Source organism: Ensifer sp. PDNC004 (assembly GCF_016919405.1).
Classification (GTDB): domain Bacteria; phylum Pseudomonadota; class Alphaproteobacteria; order Rhizobiales; family Rhizobiaceae; genus Ensifer.
The window spans coordinates 1-20043 of sequence record NZ_CP070352.1 but is presented as its reverse complement, the minus strand read 5'-3'; the positions used below and the strand labels follow the sequence as shown (position 1 = coordinate 20043).

Sequence of the window (20043 nt, the reverse complement as noted above, 5' to 3'; positions counted from 1 at the left end):
GAGGATGTTCATGGCGCCGCTCCAGGACCCGAAGGTCGAATCGATTGCATATCAGGTGCTTCGCGCGCCTTTCCGCCAACTGGCATCGCCGGTCATGCGCACGTCTTCGTTAAACGTATGACGTTGCTCGCCTTTATGCAAATGACAGAAATGAAAACGGTCCGTTTCAGATCGATACGTCCAGCAGCCAGTCGCGCAACGCCGCGCTCGGTCCGCGCTCGCCGATCGGCGCCGACGACAGCAGATGATAAGCCGAACCGTCTTCGAAAAAGCCGCACGGCGCGGCCAGGATGCCATTGTCGATATCGTCGCGAACAAGCTGCCAGGGCCCGATCGCGACGCCCATCCCGGCGATCGCCGCCTGAAGGCTGATGTAGAAATGCTCGAAGACTTGGCCGCGCTGCTCTTGGACGGCACAGCCGACCATTCTCGCCCAGGTCTCCCACGCTTCTGGTCGCGTTCGCGTATGCAAGGGGACCGCATCCTTCCGCAATTTGGGCGAGGAGCCGGCTTCGGCTGCGTCGAAAAACGCGGTGACCTTGTCCGCGCGGCAAACCGGACCTATTCGCTCCGGAAAAAGCCGCACCACATGAGTGCCCTCCGGCCAGGGGAAATCGTCGCGACGGATCGCCAGATCGATACCTCGCCCCAAGGGTACCGGCCCGCCACCCGCAACGAGATGGACGGACACATCCGGGTGCAGCACCTGGAAATCCGGAAGGCGCGGTATCAGCCAGCGCATCAAAAGTGTCGGCTCGCAGGAGACCACCAGCGCCGGCGTTCGCGACACTTCCCTGATCTCCCGGACAGCATTCTCCACCAGACCGAAGCCTTCGCGCACGGCCGCCGCCAGCTTCCGCCCGGCCTCTGTCAGGAAGACACGCCGACTGCGGCGCTCGAACAGCGCCACGCCGAGATCGTCTTCGATAAGACGGACTGCGCGGCTGATGGCGCCATGCGTCAAATGCAGCACGTCCGCGGCGCGACTGAAGCTCTCAAGTCTGGCCGCCGCCTCGAAACAGCGCAGCGCCGCAAGCGGCGGAAGCCGTGGCGCTTTCATCTGTGAGTAGAAATCACCAAAATCGTCAGAACTCATCGTTAGTCGTTTCTCATCGATCAAATTATTGAAGCAGTAATGAAAGAGACGAACGGGAAAGACAATGACTGAATTGTTAGCTGTAGTGACCATTACAATCTTCGCCGTCATCAGTCCGGGGCCGGATTTCGCGATGGTGACGCGCAACAGCCTGCTCTTGTCGCGACGGGCCGGCGTCCTGACGGCGCTCGGTATCGCCGCAGGCGTCTGGGTCCATGTCGCCTATACTCTGCTCGGCGTCGGCCTTCTAGTCCGTCAGTCTCTGTTTCTCTTCACCCTGCTGAAACTCGTCGGCGCCGCCTATCTGATCTGGCTCGGCATCCAGATGCTGCGCGCGAAACCGGCCGAAGAGGCCGCCTTGGCCGCACCTCCTGCGCTCTCCGATCTCGGCGCGCTGCGTATGGGGTTTCTGACCAACGCGCTCAATCCGAAAACGACGATCTTTGTCGTCAGCCTTTTCATGCAGGTCGTCGAGCCGACCACGTCGCTGCCCGTCCAAATGGCTTACGGAGCGTTCATCTCTGCCACACATCTGATCTGGTTTACGATCGTCGCCCTGTTCTTTTCGTCGGGCACAGTACGACGTCGCCTAATCGCGCTTCGCCATTGGATCGATCGCGCCTTCGGTGCCCTGCTTGTCGGCTTCGGCGTATTGCTGACAACGGTGAGCATGTCACGCTAGGTGACGCTTGCTCGCGGCCTGCCGCTTGCCTTCTCCGCTACGAGCACTTGCCTGAACCGCGAAACACATGCAATATCCATACAATTCAGCAGGAGGTATTCGCGATGGCGGACGAACGCTTGGGAATTTCGTGGCAACCGGCAATCCGCAAATCGGATGGGCCGCTCTATCTCGCCATCGCCGACGCCATCGCGGCCGATATCGGCGAAGGGCGCTTGTCCGAGGGGATGCGGCTGCCGCCGCAGCGCACGCTGGCCGAGGCGCTCGGGATCGACTTCACCACGGTCAGTCGCGCCTATAACGAGGCCCGACATCGCGGCCTCGTCGAAGGCCGGGTCGGGCAGGGCACCTACGTGAAAACGCGACGTGTGCGTGCCAGCGGCACGCCGACTGGCGGTCTCGTCGACATGAGCATGAACCTGCCGCCATTGTTCGACGATCGAATTCTCGCCGCTTGTCTCTGGGATGACATGGCGGCGCTGCAGGCCGATCACGGTCTTGAACTGCTGATGCGATACCAGCCGCCGGGCGGCGCCCTGCACAATCGCGCGACAGGGGCCGCGTGGCTCAAACCCAGGCTGGGCGCGGTTCCGGCGGAGCGCGTGCTGATTTCCGCCGGCGCGCAAGGGGCTCTGCTTGCGACGCTTGGAAGCCTGACCAAAGCCGGTGACATGATTTGCGCCGAGGCGATTACCTATCCCGGGCTCCGAGCGCTCGCAGCGCACCTCGGCATCAGGCTGCGTGGCCTCGCCATGGACAGCGAAGGCCTGTTGCCCGAGGCATTCGAAGAACTCTGCGCGAAGGAAGCGCCGAAAGCGCTCTATTGCAATCCGACGCTTCACAATCCCACGACGACGACACTTTCGCTCGAGCGGCGCCAGGCGATCGTCACTATCGCCAGGCGGCACGACGTAGCGATCATCGAAGACGATGCCTATGGCGCTCTTCCCATTTCCGCACCGCGCCCGCTGGCAGCGCTGGCGCCGGACCTCGTCTACTATGTCGGCGGCCTTGCAAAATGCCTGTCGCCCGCCTTGCGCATCGCCTATCTCATCGTTCCAGACAGCCGAAGCTCGGTCCGCATCGAGGGCGCGATCCGCGCCACAGTCGGCATGGCGTCCCCTCTTGCGGCCGCAATCGCCACGCGCTGGATCGAGGACGGGACGGCTGACGCGGTGCTCGCAGCCATTCGCAGCGAGACCGCGGCGCGACAGCGCATCGTCTCGGAGCTTCTTCCCGCCAACGTGGCTCAAACGAACCCGGACGCCTTCCACGCCTGGCTGCACTTGCCATCCCCCTGGACACGCGGCGAACTGAGCGCGCGATTGCAGGCGGCCGGGATCAGCGTCGTTGCAAGCGACGCCTTTGCGCTCGGCACGCCACCGGAAGCCGTCCGCCTCGGCCTCGGCGCTGCTGCCAGCCACGCGGAGTTGCGGCGCAGCCTTCTCGTCATCACTGACCTTATCGGCCAGCCCCCGGCCGCTTCCAGCTTCGTGGTGTAAACGCCGGCGGCGAAATTGTCGCACATATGTATGCATACAATAAATTGACAATGTATGTTTTTCGGCGCCTAATCTTGGCAAGCCTGAGACGGCCCCAAGAAGTGGCTGGCCGCCTATCCAGGCAATTTCGGCGCAAACCCCAAGCGCCAGCAAGAACGCCTGAAAGGAACATACATGTCTTCCGATAGTGACTGGCCGCCAATCCCACCCATGCAGACCGGCTTGCGCGGTCGCTGCCCCCGCTGTGGGCAAGGGCACCTCTTCAACGGCTTCCTGAAGATGCGCAAGGAATGCGAAGTCTGCGGCCTGGATTACTCCTTCGCCGATCCGGCCGATGGCCCTGCATTCTTCGTCATCTGCTTTGCCTGCGTGCCGAGCGTCTTTCTTGGCGTCTGGCTGGAAGTTCAATACAGCGCGCCGCTCTGGATACACCTGTTGGTGACCGGCCCCTTCATGCTGCTGACCTGCATTCCGCCGCTTCGCCCCCTCAAGGGCTGGCTCGTCTCAAGTCAGTTTTTCTACAAAGCCGAGGAAGGCAAGGTCGTAAGGCGAAACACCGATCCGTCTGCTGCGGCGACGACGCAGTAGATCTACGCAGGCCACTTCCCGGGCACCAGAGAAGCCCAAAAGCCTCCGAACACACCCCTAGAAAATAATTGCGCCGCCAACTGTTGATAGTTGACGGCGCTTTCACCGGAAGCCTCTCTTCTCAAAGGCCGGATCTACGTAAAATAACAAAATCAAGACGTCAATCTGCAAACTGTGAAGTTTTTATGAGAGCATTTTGTCATATGAAGACTTCGTCTTTAATATAATTCGGATTCATTACTATCGTTTGCAAGATAATCTTATTTTAGAAATATATGATAGTTGCCCATATGCAACAGCTTATAGTAATAGCTATTAACAAACGCCCAAAACGCGTTTGTTACATAACTGTCTTGTTTTTTGTGATAGCGGTGTCGCCGCTGCCCGCTGCGAGTCATCGCAGTGGTTCATTTCGTAGCAGCGCGAGCGAGGTAACCGATAAATCTCTGGGGGACACCAGGGCCGGGCCTTGTTGACCTTGATAACCATTAGAGAGATCGATCGAATGACTATCAAAAGCCTTCTTCTCGGCTCCGCTGCTGCTCTCGCAGCAGTTTCCGGCGCCCAGGCTGCCGACGCCATCGTTGCAGCCGAGCCGGAGCCCATGGAATACGTTCGCGTTTGCGACGCTTTCGGCACTGGCTACTTCTACATCCCGGGCACCGAAACCTGCCTCAAGATCGGCGGCTTCATCCGTTTCCAGACCTCCTTCGGCCCGAACGAAGTCAACGGCCGTCAGGGCTGGGGCGACGCCGGCACGTCTGACTGGGATTCGTTCTCGCGCGCTTACATCTCGTTCGACGCCAAGAGCGACACCGAATTCGGCACGCTCACCGGCTTCTTCGCTGCTGAATTCAACGCCGACAACGACACCGACGCTGGCGACAGCCGCATCGACGTCGACGAAGCCTACATCCAGCTCGGTGGCCTCAAGGCCGGTTTCTTCTACAGCTGGTGGGATAAGGGCCTGAACGGCGAATCCGACTCGCTCGGCAACGTCACCGAGTTCAACTCGATCGCCTACCTCTATGATGGCGGTTCGTTCCAGGCTGGTATCGCCATCGACGAACTCGAAGGCGCAACGACCAAGAACAATGGCGTTGGCGTTGAAGCCATCGTTTCGGCTACGGTCGGTGGTGTTTCCTTCGACCTGCTCGGCGGTTACGACACCGAAGTTGAAGAAGGCGCGATCCGCGCTCTGCTTTCGGCTGACCTCGGCCCGGGCACGTTCCAGCTCGCTGGTATCTGGGCCTCCGACCCGAACGCTTACTGGAACGCTTCGGAGTGGACGGTTGCAGCTTCGTACGCCTTCAAGGCGACCGACAAGCTGAAGATCACCCCCGGCGCTCAGTACTGGGGCGACTACAAGTTCAACAGCGACCTCGACCGTTGGCGCGCTGGCCTGACCCTCGACTACGCGATCACCGAAGGTCTGGCGACCCGCGTATCGGTTCAGTACAACAAGGAAGACATCAACGCGACGACCGACCGCGATTTCGTATCGGGCTTCGTTCGTCTGCAGCGTAACTTCTAATCCGATTAAACTCGGATGAAAGAAGCCCGCAACTTCGTAAAAGGTTGCGGGCTTTTTCTATGGCGAAAGTAAAGTCGGCCACCGTTTCTTGTTCCAGACTTAGGATAGGCCGGATTACTTCGCCCGGAGCCGGCATGAGCGTTTGCGTGTGATTGCAATCGTTTTGGATTGCCTGCCGCACGCTGCCCCCCAAGGCTTCACCTCCAACGCGTTATCTGTTGCGCCGGCGCACAGCTGGGAGGCACGTTGGATGACGCGCATGCGAAAGCCCGCAAATCTCTCGACCTTGCGGGCTTGCTTGTGTCTGGTGCGGGTTGCGGTAGGTCGCGTCTGCGGCTCAGTTTGCCGGTGTCGGCTCTCCAAGCGAGAGCATCAGCCGGTTCGCCCAGTTGAAGAATGCGGCACCATGGATGACGTCGGCGATCTCCAGTTCGTCGAGGCCCACTGCCGAAAGTCGGGAGATGTGCTCCTCACCGAAGGCTGGCGGGGTCGCTGTCAGTGCCACCGAAGCGGCGACGATTGCGTTCCAGCGCTCGCCGAGATCGGTTTCGACACCTTCGTCGAGGAGCTTCTGCACATCCTCGCTGCGTTTGGAGTGATGCGAAGCAAAGCGCGAATGGACCGAAGCGCAGAAGATGCAGCCATTGTATCGCGACGCCGCGGTCGCAGCCAGTTCTCGCTCGGCGCGCGGCAGGCCCGAGTGGGTGTTGTAGAAGATGTCCTTGTCGGTTTTCGTGCGCGCCTCAAGCACTTCCGGATCGCGCACCAGCAGACGGAAGTAGGGCGACTTAGCCCGCCCAGCCTCGACCAGGCCTTTGAGGTGAGGCTCCGTCAACTCTTCCTCCGGCAAAGGCTGCAGCCACGGTGTCCAGCCGATCTCGGCCTGCGTGAACGTGACAGGCGGGTTTTCGACGATCGGAATGATGGCGTGTTCGGTCATTCGCATGTCCTCTTGAGTTCTTAAGCCGCAGCGCGCTTCGTGGCGGTCGACAGCAAGCCAAGACCGGTGATGACACGGATCTGAAACGCAACGAAGGAAACCAGCTGCGACAGGGTCACGACACCATTTGTCGTCCAGCCAGCGTCGAGCAAGGCTTGCAACGCCTGCGGGCTGGCATCACGCAAATGGAAGATGAGCAGGTGGGCATGCTCCAGCGCCGCGGACAGCTTGGGGCCGAGCGCCTCGCGACTTGACTGCGATACTTGGTAGAGCGGGCCGGTTTGGTTCTCTCCATTGAGCGGCCCGTCGGGATAGTTGCCGTATGGCCCTGTTGCCCGTCCTGCCCCGATCTCGGCCTTGATGACCTCGATCAACCAGCGATCGGTGTCGCTATCCTCGAACGGGCTTGTGTAAAATTCGAAAATGTCCGGCTGACGGTGGAGGCCGGCAACGAAACTTGCGATCGCATGCCGATCCGCCGCCGATACGTCGCCGAAATCCGCGGGCTGAAAGAGTGCGAGATAGCTCTTCTGTGCCTGTTCGCGGGTTTCCGGCCGGTGGGCGCGAATGCGGTCGAGCGCCGATCCGGCCGTAATGCCGGCCAGCAGATCGATGATATCCGGTGACGTAGTGGTCATGACGTCGTCTCCTTTGCAAGATGGAAAGCAATCCGTTTCAACCGACGGCGCCAAAACGCCGGGCATGAAATTTCTCCTGTGGCGACCAGCCGAGCGCCGGTGCGACCTGGGTCGCGATGAGCTCGATCGAGCGCAGGATCAGTGGGTGCGGCGGATCGACGGAATGGACCTGGAACACCAGGTCGGTGACGCGCTCAAGCGTCTCGTCAGCGCTAAGGCTGGCGATGACGTCGTCAACAGAGCCGACGTGTACGTCGAAGGCCGCGATCAGATCGGCAAGCGAATTGCCTGGAACCGCGTGGCCGCTGGCGATCAGCCGTTCCGCGCCCCGTCTCAACCCAACCTCGGCAAGCCGCAACGCTTCGGCGCGGCTGTCGGCGACGAACAGGCTGCGAGAACCGAGGATACGCGGCGCGCGGCCGGAAGGAAGCGCATGCAGATAGGCGTCGATGATCGGGTCTTGCAGCTCCGCCAGTGAAGCATGCGGATTGCCCTCCGGCCGCGGCTGGGTGCGCGACAACATCAGGCCGTCGCCGGCACGCCCGGCCCGCTCACCGCCCGCCACGGAAAAGGTTGCCTGCCAGATGCGGTCGAGCAGTTGCGGTGCTGCAGGATAGAGGCGATCGCCGCCGGGCAGCCCACGCCCTGCCCAAGCGTCGAGAACGGTTTGCAGATGCCTGCCGTAGATCGCGCCGCGATCGGCGCTTTGCAGGCCAAAGGCCGAGAATGAGGATGGCGTGCCGCCGGTCCCGAACCCGACCTCCAGTCGCCCGCCGGAGAGCAGATCGAAAACGGCGGAGTCCTCGGCCACGCGGATCGGATTTTCAAGCGGCAGGGTGATGACACCGGTCCCAAGACGGATACGCGTCGTCTCGGCTGCAACATGGGCGAGGAAAACCAGTGGCGCCGGAAGGCCGCCTTCGTCCGCGTGGAAATGGTGCTGCGCCACCCAGGCCGTGTCGAAACCGAATCGCTCGGCCGTGACGATCTGCTCCTTTGCGTAGTAGTAGCGGGTGCCTGCCGGTACGTCGTCGAGCAGTCGGGTGAAAAAGCCAAGGCGTTTGCGTGGCGTCGTCTCAATCATGGTCGGTCCTGTCTGTCGTCGGTTGTTCAGGCCGCGACCCGGCGCCTGCGTCCGGGGATGGCATTGATCAGTTCACGGGTGTAATCGCTGCGCGGGTTTTCGAAGACGTCGGAAGCGGTTCCGCCGTCGACCAGTCGCCCGTCCTTCAGAACCGAAACGGTATCGGAGATCTGGCGCACGACGGCGAGGTCGTGGGAAACAAAGAGATAGGTGAGCCCGAGATCGCACTGCAGTTCGTCCAGGAGGTCGAGAATGCGCGCCTGCACACTCACATCGAGTGCGGATACCGCTTCGTCGAGCACAACCAGTTGCGGATCGAGCACCAGCGCCCGGGCGATGGCAACGCGCTGACGCTGGCCGCCGGAAAGCGCGTGGGGCCGCCGTGCAAATGCGTCCTCCGGCAAGCCGACCCGGCCTAGGATCGCCCTTGCCTTCTCCTCGCGCTCAGAACGCCGAAGTCCCGGATAATTCGTCAGCGGCTCGGTCACGATCTGCAGCACACTCTGGCGCGGGTCGAGCGAGCCGTAGGGGTTCTGGTAGACAAGCTGGACCTTACGGCGGAACTGCCGAAGGTCTTCTCCGGTCACCCCCGAAACTTCGGTTCCGTCGATCGAGATCCGGCCTGCCGTCGGCCTGTCAAAGCCGACAATGCTGCGGATCGTCGTCGTCTTCCCAGATCCGGACTCCCCGACGATCGCGTGGGTCGTTCCCCGCCGGACGCGGAAGCTCAGCTCGTCGACGGCCCGTAGCGGAGAACCGCCGTCCTTGCGGACGAACTCGCGGACAAGCCCCTCGACGACGACGATATCGTCCGGAGCCTCCGCAACGGGTGGTCGAACGGTTGCCAACCTCGGGGGCGAGGTAAAGGACGGCGCGTCTGAGAGCAGTTGCTTCGTGTAGGTGCTGCGCGGTGCGGCAAGTATCGCGCCCGTTGTGCCCTGCTCCTGAATCCGCCCGCCCTGAAGGACGACGATCCGATCGGCGCGGTCGGCGGCAACACCGAGATCGTGGGTCACCAGAAGCACAGCCGTGCCATATTCCGTTCGCAAGTCGTCGATCAGATCGAGAATGCGCTTCTGGACGGTGACGTCGAGCGCGCTCGTCGGTTCGTCGGCAATGATCAACTGTGGCTTCAAAGCAATCGCGATCGCGATCAGCACCCTTTGGCGCATGCCACCCGACAGTTCATGCGGATATTGCCGTGCTCGAAGCGCCGGCTCGCTCAACCCGACGCGGGCGAGAAGAGAGATGACGCGGGCCTCGATCTCGTCGGAACGCAGCGCCCTGTGAATGCGAAAGATCTCGCCGAGTTGCGAGCCGATCGTCTTGACCGGGTTGAGCGAACTTCCCGGATCCTGCGGCACGAGACTGATCCTCGCGCCGCGCACCGTGTCCAGCTGTCGATCCGTCCAGCGGGCGATATCGGTTCCATTCAGCTTGATGCTGCCTTGCTCCACCCGGCCATTCGCAGCGAGCAGACCGATGATCGACTGGGCCGTCGTCGTCTTGCCGGAACCGGATTCACCGACAAGCGCCACAACCTCGCCTGGATTGATGCGAAACGAAACGTCGTGAACGGCGCGGCGTTCGCCGCTACCGTCAGCATAGGCGATGCAGAGGCCCTCGACCTCGAGAACGGGCGGAAACGATCCAGGTATGACGGTCATGCTGCGGCCCTTCCGAAAGATTGGCTGACGCGATTGGCAGCCAGCACGACGAGGACGACCACGATGCCGGGTGCGGTGGTCAGCCACCAGGCAGTCGAGATGTAATTGCGCCCCTCGGCGATCAGCAGGCCCCATTCCGGGGTCGGCGGCGGCGCGCCGTAGCCGAGAAATCCAAGCGTCGAAATCTGCAGAACGGCCGATCCGAATTGCAGCGCGGCAAAGGCGACGACCGAGGTCAGGGAATTCGGCAGAATATGGCGCCACAGAACCGAGGCGAAGGTTCCGCCACTGCCGAAGGCCGCCTCGACATAATCGCTGCGACGCACGCGCACGACTTCCGCCCGCGCCAGACGGGCAAAGCCTGCGACCGAGGTGACCCCAACAGCGATTGCCGCGTTCACAGTTCCAAAGCCGAGCAGGATAATGATGCTGAGCGAAAGCAGCAGCGGAGGGATCGACAACAGCACGTCGACAACGCGCATGATCGCATCGTCGAAGCGACGCCGCACCGAACCAGCAACGACGCCGAGACCGGTGCCAACCGCAAGTCCCAGCCCGACGGCGACAAAAGCACCGGTCAGGGAATGAACGGCCCCGTAGACGATGCGCGCATAGAGATCGCGCCCGAGCGCATCGGTTCCGAGCAAGTGATCAGCGCTCGGTCGCTGCAACTGCGCACCACCGACGCCTTCAACTGGGTTGTAACCTGTGAAGAGTGAAGGGGTGACCGCCCAGAGGAACACGGTGCCAAGGATAAGCCAGGAAAGCGCCAACCCTAGGGGAACGCGGCGCAGCCGCGATGTAGCGCCGTTGCGTTCGCTCTTTGCTCTTGGCGCCGCAACGGCGTCATCGTGAAGCGTATCTAACGTCGTCATGCAACGGCTCCCGTTTTGGTCCTGAGGCGTGGGTCGAGCACCGGATAGAGCAGGTCCACAGCGAGATTGATGATCACGAAGGCCAGTGCCGACAGCACGACGATCGCCTGAAGCACGGCGGCGTCCTGGCTGCCGACGGCGCGTTCGGTGAGCCCGCCGATGCCGTTCAGCCCGAAGACGGTCTCCGTCACCACGGCCCCGGCGATCAGTTCGCCGAAGAGGACACCGGCAATCGTCAACGTCGGAAGCAGCGCGTTCTTCGCGACGTGCCGCCAGAGAACCCAAAGGCGGGTGGCGCCCTTTGCCCGCGCCACGGCGACGAAGGGCCGCGTCATCACCTCGTCGATGTTGCGCACGAGCACCTGCGCCAGCGGCGCGGAAATCGGCACGGCAAGTGTCGCGACCGGCAGGATCAGTTCCTGCCAGGGACCAGGATTGATGACCGGCACGAGCTTCAGGCGGAAGGAGAAGATCTGGATGAGCATAATGCCGAGCCAGAAGGTGGGGACCGAAATGAAGAGCGAGGGAACCGACTGCAAAGCGCCACGCAGCCAGCCGAACGGCGCGAGACTGGATAGGAAAGCGATAATGATCGCCAGGACCGCGGCTAGTCCGAAGCCGAGCCCCGCGAGCTTTAGCGTTGCCGGCAGATGCGCGGCGAGCAGGCTTGAAACCGGAACGCCGGCCTGAACAGAGTAGCCGAAGTTGCCGGCCAGGAAGTTGCCGATGGTCCGCGCGTACTGCACCGGCACGGAGCTGTCGGCGGCATAGGAAGCGCGGATTTCGGCGACCTGTTCGGCGTTCAGGCCGAGATCGGGGTTCTGGAACTTGATGAGGATCGCGTCGCCGGGCATTGCCTGCAGCAGCACGAACGAGATCGTGAATGCGGCCCAAAGCACAAATAGGGCCTGAGCGACACGATTGAACAGATAGGCGGACATGATCCCTTCCTCGCAGGCGGATTTCAGAGACGGCGGCCACCCACTTTGGGTGACCGTCGAACCGATCAGTGTTCGGCAAGCCAGGTGCTGTAGAAGCTTGGGCGGCCGACAGCCTCGAAGGCCACGCCCTGGACGTAGGGCGCACCGGCATAGGCCTGCGGTTCCTCGAAGATCGGGATCGCATAGGCCTGATCAACGACGTAGTCCTGGACTTCGCCGGCGATCGCGAGGCGCTTCTCGCGATCCGGCTCGGAGGCGAGCGCATCGAGCAGACCGTTCAGTTTGGTATCGACGAAGCTCTGAACCTTGTCGCTGAGTCCGCCCTTCTGGCGCAGCACATCGCGGTTCTTCGGATAGTATTGGCTCTTGATCACATCGGGGTCCGCGCGGCCGACCATGGCGGGCGACACCGGCGTCTTCAGCGGATCGAGATCATCCACCGTCTTGCTGCCACTGTCGCCGGCAAGAACGCTCAGCTTCACGCCCACCTTGCCCCACTGCTGGGCGACCAGTTGAAGCGTTTCCTTGTTCTGCGGCTGCGGCAGCGATTCATAAGCCGTCAGCACCAGTTCCTTGCCGTCCTTCTGGCGGAGGCCGTTGGCGCCGACCGACCAACCGGCTTCATCGAGCAGGGCCTTGGCCTTTACGGGATCAAAAGTGAGCTTGGCCGAGATGTCCTTGTAGCCGAGCGCCGACGACGCGATGATCGAAGTGGCTTGCGGATAATTGGCCGAGAACAGCGTGGTGACGATTTCCTTGGTGTCGGTCGCGTGCAGCAGCGCCTGGCGTACCCGGATGTCGGCCACCAACGGGTTGTCCGGGCGGAAGACGACGCTGTTGTTCACCCCGCGGGTGGAAGGCGCGTAGATCTGATAGTCCTGCGCCTCGACTTGACCCTCGTCATAGGCCTGGACTTGGCGGATAAAATCCGCCTGCCCTGCGAGCAGTGCACCGATGCGCACGCTGTCTTCGCCGGTGATGATGTACTTGATGCCGTCGAGATAGGCGCGGCCCTGGTGTTCGAGCTTGACCGGGCCCCAGTTGTATTCCTCGCGGGCCTTCAGATTCAGTTCCTTGCCGATCGTCTCGCTCTCGACGACGAACGGACCGGAGCCGATGATTTTCGTCGCGTCACCAAGTTCTTCGAAAGGCAACGCCAGCGTGCTTTCGGCCACCAGGCCCGAGCCGATCACGGACGTTCCCTGAAGGAACCCCGGCGACGGCTTCTTGAAGTAGAATTTGACCGTCAGCGGATCGACGACTTCGCTACGCTCGTAGTTGTTGATCACCTCTGAAACCGGCTGCTTCAACGCCTTGTTGCCGAGGCCGAAGACGTCGTAATTCTTGGCAACGGCAGCCGCGTCGAGCGGCGAGCCATCGGAGAACGTCACGCCGGGGCGAATCTTGAACGTGTATTCGGTCGCATCGGCGTTGACCGTCCAGGACTCGGCGATCCAGGGCTCGATCTCCAGCGTCTTCGGGTTCTGATAGGTCAGCTTGTCGGTGATCTGGTTGAGGATGCCACCGTTCGGATAGAAGCCGCCGGCCGGCGGGTAGAGGTTCGTATGGGCCTGCTGCTCCAGATAGATCAACGTGCCGCCCTTGACCGGATCCGTCGTTTGCGCCTGGGCACCGCTCAGAGCCAGGCCAGAGGTCGCAAGTGTGGCGAGCGTCAGCGCCAGGCGTTTCAGTTTCGTCGTCATGAGAGCCTTCCTTCAGAAATCTGGAGGCTATGGTACGACCGCGGCAGGCATAATCAATTAAATCTAGTAAATTAATATGCTATATGTTTTGCCCGAACAGAAAGAAGCATCTAGCGTGCGAACGCCCGGGAGATAATTGTCCCTTCCCGTATTTTTCCCACCGATTTTGACGGGCCGGGATCGACAGAAGTGTGGAAAGAAGCACGCTGGTAACCACCGCCACATACGCGACATGGACACGTGCTTGATTGCGCGCGGCATTGACACCATTGTCGTCATCCGTTGAAAAATCTTGGCAATTTCTCTGAACCTCCCAAGGATCGTAAGCATCATGGAAAGCAATAAAGTCCTCGTCGTCGGCGGTGCCGGCTACATCGGCTCGCATACGTGCCTCGAACTCGCCAACAAGGGTTTCGAGCCGGTCGTTTACGACAACCTTTCGAATGGCCACGAGGAATTCGTCAAATGGGGCGTGCTGGAAAAGGGTGATATCCGCGACCGCAAGCGGCTCGACGAGGTGCTTGCCCGACACAAGCCACGCGCCATCCTGCATTTTGCCGCGATGATCGAGGTGGGTGAATCGGTGAAGGACCCGGTTTCCTTCTACGACAACAATGTCATCGGCACGCTGACCTTGCTTTCGGCCGCCCTTGCCGCCGGCGTCGAAGCTTTCGTGTTCTCGTCCACCTGCGCCACCTATGGCCTGCCGGAGAGCGTGCCGATCGACGAACAGCACCGCCAGGCGCCGATCAACCCCTACGGCCGGACCAAGTGGGTGTGCGAGCAGGCGCTGAAGGACTACGGGCAGTACAAGGGCTTGCGCTCGGTCATCCTGCGCTACTTCAACGCCGCCGGCGCCGATCCGGAAGGCCGCATCGGCGAGTGGCACGAACCGGAGACGCATGCCATCCCGCTCGCCATCGACGCCGCCCTCGGCCGGCGCCAGAGCTTCAAGATCTTCGGCACGGACTACGACACGCGCGACGGCACCTGCGTACGCGACTACATCCACGTGCTTGATCTTGCCGACGCCCATGTGCGCGCGGTCGAACACCTGCTTGCCGGCGGCGACAGCGTCGAGCTCAACCTCGGCACTGGCACCGGCACGACCGTCAAGGAACTGCTGACGGCGATTTCCGAGGTTTCCGGACGTGAATTCCAGGTTGATCTCGTCGAACGCCGCGAAGGAGATTCGACGACACTGGTCGCCAACAATGACAAGGCTCGCGACGTGCTGGGATGGGTTCCGAAATACGACCTCACCGACATCACGCGCACGGCCTGGAACTGGCATTCCCGCCGCAATCAGGGTGTTTGAGGCTTTGATGGCGCTGGTGCGGCGGTCATCGCCGCACCAGGATCACTCCGACGCGTCAGGCCGTGTGCTGCACCGGCCTTGAGAAAAAGCCCGAGCGCAGCCGTGTGGCCAACGGCTTTTCAATCAGAAGATAGGCGAAAGCGCCAAGCGCCGTCCCCGCAACGACCGCCAGCAGGGCCGATGCGAGCGGCCCAATCCCCATCATTCCACAGGCCTTGACCACGACCGATATCGCAAAGGTGTGCCAGAGATAGATTGAATAGGATGCGTCGCCAAGCATCATCGGCAGCCTGCGCGGGCGAAACCAGCCCTTAACCTCGAGCGCCAGCGTTCCCAAAACCAGCATGACGGCCAAGGGTCCGAGAATGAACTCGTCGAAAGGCAGGCGAAGCACGGCGACCGCCGCGAATCCTGAAAACGCGCCGGCGACAAGCACGAGGCCGGACGTTGCGCCCGGCACCCTGCCCCTCAGCCAGAGTTCGGCGACGACCATACCGGCCACGAATTCGAGAATAATCGGCCGTGTATAGGTGACGAAGAGCGCGTTGTCGCTGTCGACGGCAAAGCCGATGGCCACCAGCGCCGAGAAACAGCCAGCGATCGCCAGCAGACGCCTCGACCGCGGCAACAGCAGCGTCAGTGCGAAGACGGCATAAAAGAACATCTCGTAGTTCAGCGTCCAGCCCTGCACCAGCACCGGCCAGATTTCGCCGCTGCTGGGTGAGCGCGTGGGAATGAACAGCAGCGAGGAAAGCACATGTCCATTGCTCAAGACGAGATTGGGAAACAGTCCGGCGAGGCCGCCGATGACCATTACCGCGGTCGCGAGCCAATAGATCGGCGCGATCCTTTGAACGCGGTCGCGCAGGAATGCGAGTGGTGACACCGGCCGCCGCTCGCTGATCACCCACATGATGAAGCCGCTGATGACGAAGAAGACATCGACGCCCGCAGCACCGATCGCGAAGTGATGTCCGGTGCGCTCGGCGGCATGAAAGACGACGACACCGAGCGCTGCGACGGCCCGCAGGTACTGGATGCCGTAGATCGTCGTCGGAGGGGTGATCATCGATACCTCAAGCGCAGCGGGATCTCCGATACGGCCGGCCCCGAACGATCTTCGACGCTCTGCTGCGGGCGCGCTTCCGGCAATGTCAGCTTTCCGGCGGCGAAATAGAGCAGGAACGAGCCGATATGATAGGGGTTCATGATGTCGATCTCGACGAAGGACCGCACCAGCAGCAGCAGCGCTATGCCGAAAAGCACCGAGGACTGCGTGTCGTGGTCCTGCGTCAAAAGCCGCTTGGTATGCCCGAGCACGGTTATCAGCAGGATACCGGACAAGAGAACGAGCCCGATTGCGCCGGTCTCCACCATCGCTTCGATAAAGGTGTTGTGAAAGTGGAAGCCAGAGCGCGTGGCGATATAGAACTCTTCCCAAAGACGCTCGGGCTCCGAGAATCCCTGGACCCAATAGGCCTGATAGCCGACACCGACCAACGGTGATGACATGGCGGCCTCGATGCCCTGCTGCCAAAGATAGGTGCGCCCGGTCAGGGTGGAATCCTTGCCGAAAAGGCCGAGGACAAGATCGACGCCCCCGCCATAGATACCTGCAACGGCAACCATGACGGCGCAAACGGCAGCTGCGAGGAAGAGACCCTTGCGGTGTGCCGGCGACAATAGGCCGACGACCCGCATACCGAGCCAGAGCCCGAGGATGACCACGGTGGTCAACACCGACGTCGCCGATTGCGAGGCAAAGAGGGAATAGGCCGACAGCATCGCGACCAGGCCCGATGCCGCGAGCCACAGGCCGCGTTCTCCAAGCGCTATCGGCGCGACGAAGGCGAAATAGATGCCGAGCGAGGCGTAGAAGCCAAGCTGGTTTTTCGAGGCGAAGGCGCCGACGAAACTGTAGGTGCCGTCGAGCGGATCGAGGTGATAGACGCCGAAGAGCAGCGAGTAGACGAGAACGACGCCGGTGCCGGCAATCGCGCCGCGCACCAATGTCCTGATACCGACGACCCGCATGGCAATCAGGGCGCATATCACGTGGGAGAGATACTGCACCCCCGTTCGCGCCGTCATACCCGGCGCTGCCGACCAGAAGACCGACAGGCAGGCGAAAATCGCGAAGCCAAGAATCCAGAGGCGGATGCCGTAGTTGCCGAGCACGCGACGATAATCGACCAGCACCAGCGGCAGCCAAAGGCCATAGTAGAGCAGGATCGATGCCTGCCCGAAACGCGAGGAATAGGCGAAGACGAAGAGCGATAACGCGATCGCAACGGTGCCATAGACACCATTGCGATCGGCAGAAATCAGGCTCGCCTTCGAAATCTTCACAGCCGGTCCTACTGCGTTGCCAGGTTGGCTTCGACCTTGATCACGTCACCGGGCAATACAGGCGTGTTTTCGTCAGCGGCGATCTCCGTCGGCTTGCCGTCGCGCTCGCGCATGATCGAATAGGCGATCGTGGCCTCCGCCGTATTGTCCTTCGACTGCGCGGCTTCGGCCGATTGCAGCAGCGCTTCGGCCATCAGATCGCGGCTGGTGCCGAGCTTGATCGAAAGCGTGTCGAGTTCGGCCTCGGTGTTCTGCAGGTCCTGGGCCAGTTGGGCGTCCCAGTCGTTGCGAAGATTGGTCTCGTCCTGCCCCGCCTTGCTGACATCCTGCTTCGCCTTCAGCGAAGCGGTGTCGATGTCGAGAAGAGCGGCCTGCAGTTCGGCGACGCGCTGCTCCAACGACAGTTTGCGCTGGCTGAGCGCCAGCCCCTTCTCGGCAAGGCTCTCGACTTTCTCGCGGTCTTCGACGACGAGCTCGAGCTGGCGATTCTGGGTTTCCGTCTTCTTTGCCAGCGACTGGATTTCGCTTTCGAGCAGGGACTTCAGATCGGCAAGCGCTTTCAATTGCAGCTTCTGCTTCCTGTCGCGCGAGGCCATCAGCGCCGTCTCGTTGGCGAGAAGCTTATCGATGCCCGGTACCCCTTGAAGGTCCTTCGGCAGTTCGATGCCATCCTTTTCGGCGATCTCGGCCTGAAGGCGGGCGCGCCGGATCAACAACCGGTTACGCTCGGACGTCTGGACGCTGGAATCGCCATGCGCATTTATGTAGTCGCGCGCAAAGCGCTGGCCGCTTTCGGAACGACGCAGACCGCCGCCGAGGCTTACGGCTTTCAGCACCGTCAGATTGGGCGCAAAGGGATATTCGCCTGGCTTCTGCACCTCGCCCGCGAGATAGACCGGGCGGTATTGCGCAAGCTCAACGGAGGCGGACGGTCGGTCACGCAGACCGAAGAGCGTCTGCATCTTCTCGCCGATCGCCTCGCCGACTTCGGTCGTCGTCTTGCCGGCTGCCGGCAGGTCGCCGATGAAGGGCAAGGAAAGCGCTCCCGACGGACCGACCGTGTACTCGCCGCTGACAACAGACCAGTCGCGGACGGCTCCTTCAGCGGTCTGCCATTCGGCCACGCGGATCCTCAGCCTGTCCATGGTGCCGAGTTGGTACTCGTCGGCCCAAGCCGGAAAAGCGAAAGTGAGCGCCGCGGCGATGAGAGCGGCGCGGCGCAGGAAACGGGGCAGCGCGCGCGGCATGCGCGACTTTCCCGACAGATTGTGTTTTTTCATTTGGGCTTCCCGAATGAAGGGGCGCCGTCCCGCGACCGGTCGCGCGGGCTTTCCAGGCGCTGTTTCGTCAGTAGCTGCCGCGCGAAAGGCAAACGGCGGGAATGGTCCTGACAACAATGGAAAAGTCGCTCAGCAGCGACCAGTTCTGGACGTAGTGGGTGTCGAACGCGATACGGGTTGCGTAGGAAACGTCGTTGCGCCCGCTGATCTGCCAAAGTCCGGTGAGACCGGGGCGGGATTGCAGGTAGTAGACGGCGGCGCTGTCGTAGAGTTCCAGCTCGTCCTCCACCACCGGGCGCGGACCGACGATGCTCATTTCACCGCGCACGATGTTGAAGAGTTGAGGCAGCTCATCGAGGCTGAGTTTGCGCAGGACGCTGCCTACGACCGTGACGCGGGGGTCATCCTGCAGTTTGCGCGTCGCGCGCCATTCCTCATAGGCGGCCGGGTTGGCCTTGAGATAGTCCTGCAGGATACGGTCCCCATCAGGCCGCATGGTGCGGAACTTGAGGCAACGGAACGACTTGCCGTTATGGCCGATGCGGCGGTGGCCGTAGAAGATGCTGCCGCCGTCGGAAAACTTGACCAGCGCCATGAGCATCAGGAACAGCGGGCTTAAGAAAACGAGGGCGAGGGAAGCGGCAAGCACGTCGAAGCCACGCTTCGAAACGCCACCCACGGGTGGGATTGCCGCAAACTCTGCGGCACTGAAAAACGGCGAATTGGCCGATCTGGTCGCAGACTTCATAGAGGTGACTCCATTTACGTTTGGCGATTTGTCGGTCTCCCCAGGGGGGCCTACAGCCCACACTGGGGCGCGCTCATCGTGAATAATGAACGTCCGGTAAGGATTTGCTTTTTGAAGGCGAAATAAAGGCGAGTATCCGAGCAGGGGCCAAAATGCGTATATCACCACTTTCGAATATGAAATATTTCCCGTGACAGGCGCGGTTATATTATTGCGAGAAACAGTATCACCTCGCACGTATTCCTGTATTGTTTCTGGCGAGCCAAATTACATTTCCGGATAAGTGGCGATATCTTCGCAGGCCGATGTTTTCCTTGAGCTTCGGGAGTGTGATTTCCCCTGCTCCAAAATTATCGGTCGTCCGTATTTCCCAAATTCTGCTGCGTCGCACCAAGTCTTCGCGGCGCACACGAAGACGCGCAGCATCGTTCAAACTTGTAATAAAAGTTGATCAGCACGTGAGTGTGGCGGCAACCATTGGGCGACGCAGAGAGCGTCTCCCGACGGGAGGTGGAAAATCAGCTGCCGAGCGCAGGCTCGCGTCGCAATGGCGTTCGAGGCCAATCAACTGATTTTGATTCGATCGACGCTGCTCGAAACGCGACATAAAGATTTGCCTGTTTCTATGTGCCAAAGCGGCGGCTATTGCCGGTTGCAGCCGATGTCCGTCGCCAATATATTAACATTTGCAGAGGAAAGGCCGATTTTGCGATGACGTCTGCAGCGATAGAACCGATTGCGAGCTAGTGTCATGTACGCACCACGCGTCTTCGTGAGTATGATCGGCGCCCTGACGGTTTTTGCTGTCGTCACCTATTTCCTCAATGGCTCTCTCACATCCACGCTGATCCAGACGGCGATCTGTGCGGTCCTCATTCAGATCGGCTATTTCCTCGCGGTCGTTTTCCTCATCTGGAGGAAAGCGCGTGAGCGCGGAAAAAAAGCGGCTGAAGTGCTGCAATCGGCCAATGACGACAAGCCGGGCAGCAATAGCCACCGCCTGGACCGGCCCGGTCACTTCAATCGTTGACCGCACGGCCGGACAAGCCTGCCTCGCCATTCTTAAAAAAAATCGCCTTTGACTCGGTTGCGACATGA

At 61.3% G+C, this 20043-nt stretch carries 18 protein-coding genes; 6 read left to right on the top strand and 12 right to left on the bottom strand.

Going from position 1 to position 20043, the window contains the following annotated elements; all coding sequences use genetic code 11:
* Nucleotides 1-166: 166 nt before the first annotated feature.
* Complete coding sequence (locus JVX98_RS00090; protein WP_205236937.1) at nt 167-1096, bottom strand: LysR family transcriptional regulator; 930 nt, start codon at nt 1094-1096, stop codon at nt 167-169.
* A gap of 64 nt (nt 1097-1160) precedes the next feature.
* Here JVX98_RS00090 and JVX98_RS00085 point away from each other — a divergent pair, with 64 nt between their 5' ends.
* The 4 genes from JVX98_RS00085 (at nt 1161) to JVX98_RS00070 (ending at nt 5402) form a co-directional block, all read left to right on the top strand.
* Complete coding sequence (locus JVX98_RS00085; RefSeq protein WP_205236432.1) at nt 1161-1778, top strand: LysE family transporter; 618 nt, start codon at nt 1161-1163, stop codon at nt 1776-1778.
* 104 nt (nt 1779-1882) lie between these two features.
* The gene (locus JVX98_RS00080) at nt 1883-3280 is read left to right on the top strand and encodes a PLP-dependent aminotransferase family protein (RefSeq protein WP_205236431.1); all 1398 of its coding nucleotides are present in this window, start codon (nt 1883-1885) and stop codon (nt 3278-3280) included.
* A 174-nt stretch (nt 3281-3454) separates the two neighbouring features.
* Nucleotides 3455-3868: a DUF983 domain-containing protein gene (locus JVX98_RS00075; RefSeq protein WP_192449949.1), complete on the top strand. Its 414-nt coding sequence runs from the start codon at nt 3455-3457 to the stop codon at nt 3866-3868.
* 505 nt (nt 3869-4373) lie between these two features.
* The gene (locus tag JVX98_RS00070) at nt 4374-5402 is read left to right on the top strand and encodes a porin (protein WP_205236430.1); all 1029 of its coding nucleotides are present in this window, start codon (nt 4374-4376) and stop codon (nt 5400-5402) included.
* A 337-nt stretch (nt 5403-5739) separates the two neighbouring features.
* Here the strand turns inward: JVX98_RS00070 and JVX98_RS00065 are convergent, their stop codons facing one another.
* From JVX98_RS00065 to JVX98_RS00035, 7 genes are all read right to left on the bottom strand, one after another.
* On the bottom strand, nt 5740-6342 hold the full coding sequence (locus JVX98_RS00065; RefSeq protein ID WP_205236429.1) for an alkylhydroperoxidase domain protein: 603 nt from the start codon (nt 6340-6342) through the stop codon (nt 5740-5742).
* A 20-nt stretch (nt 6343-6362) separates the two neighbouring features.
* Nucleotides 6363-6980 carry a CMD domain protein gene (locus JVX98_RS00060; protein ID WP_205236936.1) on the bottom strand — a complete coding sequence of 206 codons (618 nt, stop codon included), beginning with the start codon at nt 6978-6980 and terminating at the stop codon, nt 6363-6365.
* 37 nt (nt 6981-7017) lie between these two features.
* Nucleotides 7018-8064 carry a putative FMN-dependent luciferase-like monooxygenase gene (locus JVX98_RS00055; protein WP_205236428.1) on the bottom strand — a complete coding sequence of 349 codons (1047 nt, stop codon included), beginning with the start codon at nt 8062-8064 and terminating at the stop codon, nt 7018-7020.
* Between the two features lie 26 nt (nt 8065-8090).
* Nucleotides 8091-9731 (bottom strand): ABC transporter ATP-binding protein, encoded by a 1641-nt coding sequence (locus JVX98_RS00050; protein ID WP_205236427.1) that lies wholly within the window; start codon nt 9729-9731, stop codon nt 8091-8093.
* Nucleotides 9728-10606 carry an ABC transporter permease gene (locus JVX98_RS00045; protein ID WP_205236426.1) on the bottom strand — a complete coding sequence of 293 codons (879 nt, stop codon included), beginning with the start codon at nt 10604-10606 and terminating at the stop codon, nt 9728-9730. Before JVX98_RS00045 ends, JVX98_RS00050 begins: the two co-directional genes overlap by 4 nt.
* A complete protein-coding gene (locus tag JVX98_RS00040; protein WP_205236425.1) occupies nt 10603-11547 on the bottom strand; it encodes an ABC transporter permease in 945 nt (314 codons plus the stop codon). Before JVX98_RS00040 ends, JVX98_RS00045 begins: the two co-directional genes overlap by 4 nt.
* A gap of 65 nt (nt 11548-11612) precedes the next feature.
* The gene (locus JVX98_RS00035; protein WP_205236424.1) at nt 11613-13250 is read right to left on the bottom strand and encodes a TIGR04028 family ABC transporter substrate-binding protein; all 1638 of its coding nucleotides are present in this window, start codon (nt 13248-13250) and stop codon (nt 11613-11615) included.
* Between the two features lie 331 nt (nt 13251-13581).
* Here JVX98_RS00035 and galE point away from each other — a divergent pair, with 331 nt between their 5' ends.
* Nucleotides 13582-14568 (top strand): UDP-glucose 4-epimerase GalE, encoded by a 987-nt coding sequence (gene galE / locus JVX98_RS00030; protein WP_205236423.1) that lies wholly within the window; start codon nt 13582-13584, stop codon nt 14566-14568.
* A gap of 55 nt (nt 14569-14623) precedes the next feature.
* Here the strand turns inward: galE and JVX98_RS00025 are convergent, their stop codons facing one another.
* From JVX98_RS00025 to JVX98_RS00010, 4 genes are all read right to left on the bottom strand, one after another.
* Nucleotides 14624-15637, bottom strand: coding sequence for an acyltransferase (locus JVX98_RS00025; RefSeq protein WP_205236422.1), 1014 nt, complete (start codon nt 15635-15637; stop codon nt 14624-14626).
* Entirely contained in the window at nt 15634-16917 is a 1284-nt protein-coding gene (locus JVX98_RS00020; RefSeq protein ID WP_205236421.1) for an O-antigen ligase, read from the bottom strand. Before JVX98_RS00020 ends, JVX98_RS00025 begins: the two co-directional genes overlap by 4 nt.
* Before the next feature lie 8 nt (nt 16918-16925).
* Nucleotides 16926-18197, bottom strand: a complete 1272-nt coding sequence (locus JVX98_RS00015) for a polysaccharide biosynthesis/export family protein (protein WP_205236420.1) — start codon at nt 18195-18197, stop codon at nt 16926-16928.
* 67 nt (nt 18198-18264) lie between these two features.
* Nucleotides 18265-18945 carry a sugar transferase gene (locus tag JVX98_RS00010; protein ID WP_205236419.1) on the bottom strand — a complete coding sequence of 227 codons (681 nt, stop codon included), beginning with the start codon at nt 18943-18945 and terminating at the stop codon, nt 18265-18267.
* Nucleotides 18946-19696: 751 nt separating this feature from the next.
* Here JVX98_RS00010 and JVX98_RS00005 point away from each other — a divergent pair.
* Entirely contained in the window at nt 19697-19975 is a 279-nt protein-coding gene (locus JVX98_RS00005; RefSeq protein WP_060582949.1) for an exopolysaccharide production repressor protein, read from the top strand.
* Nucleotides 19976-20043 lie beyond the last annotated feature (68 nt).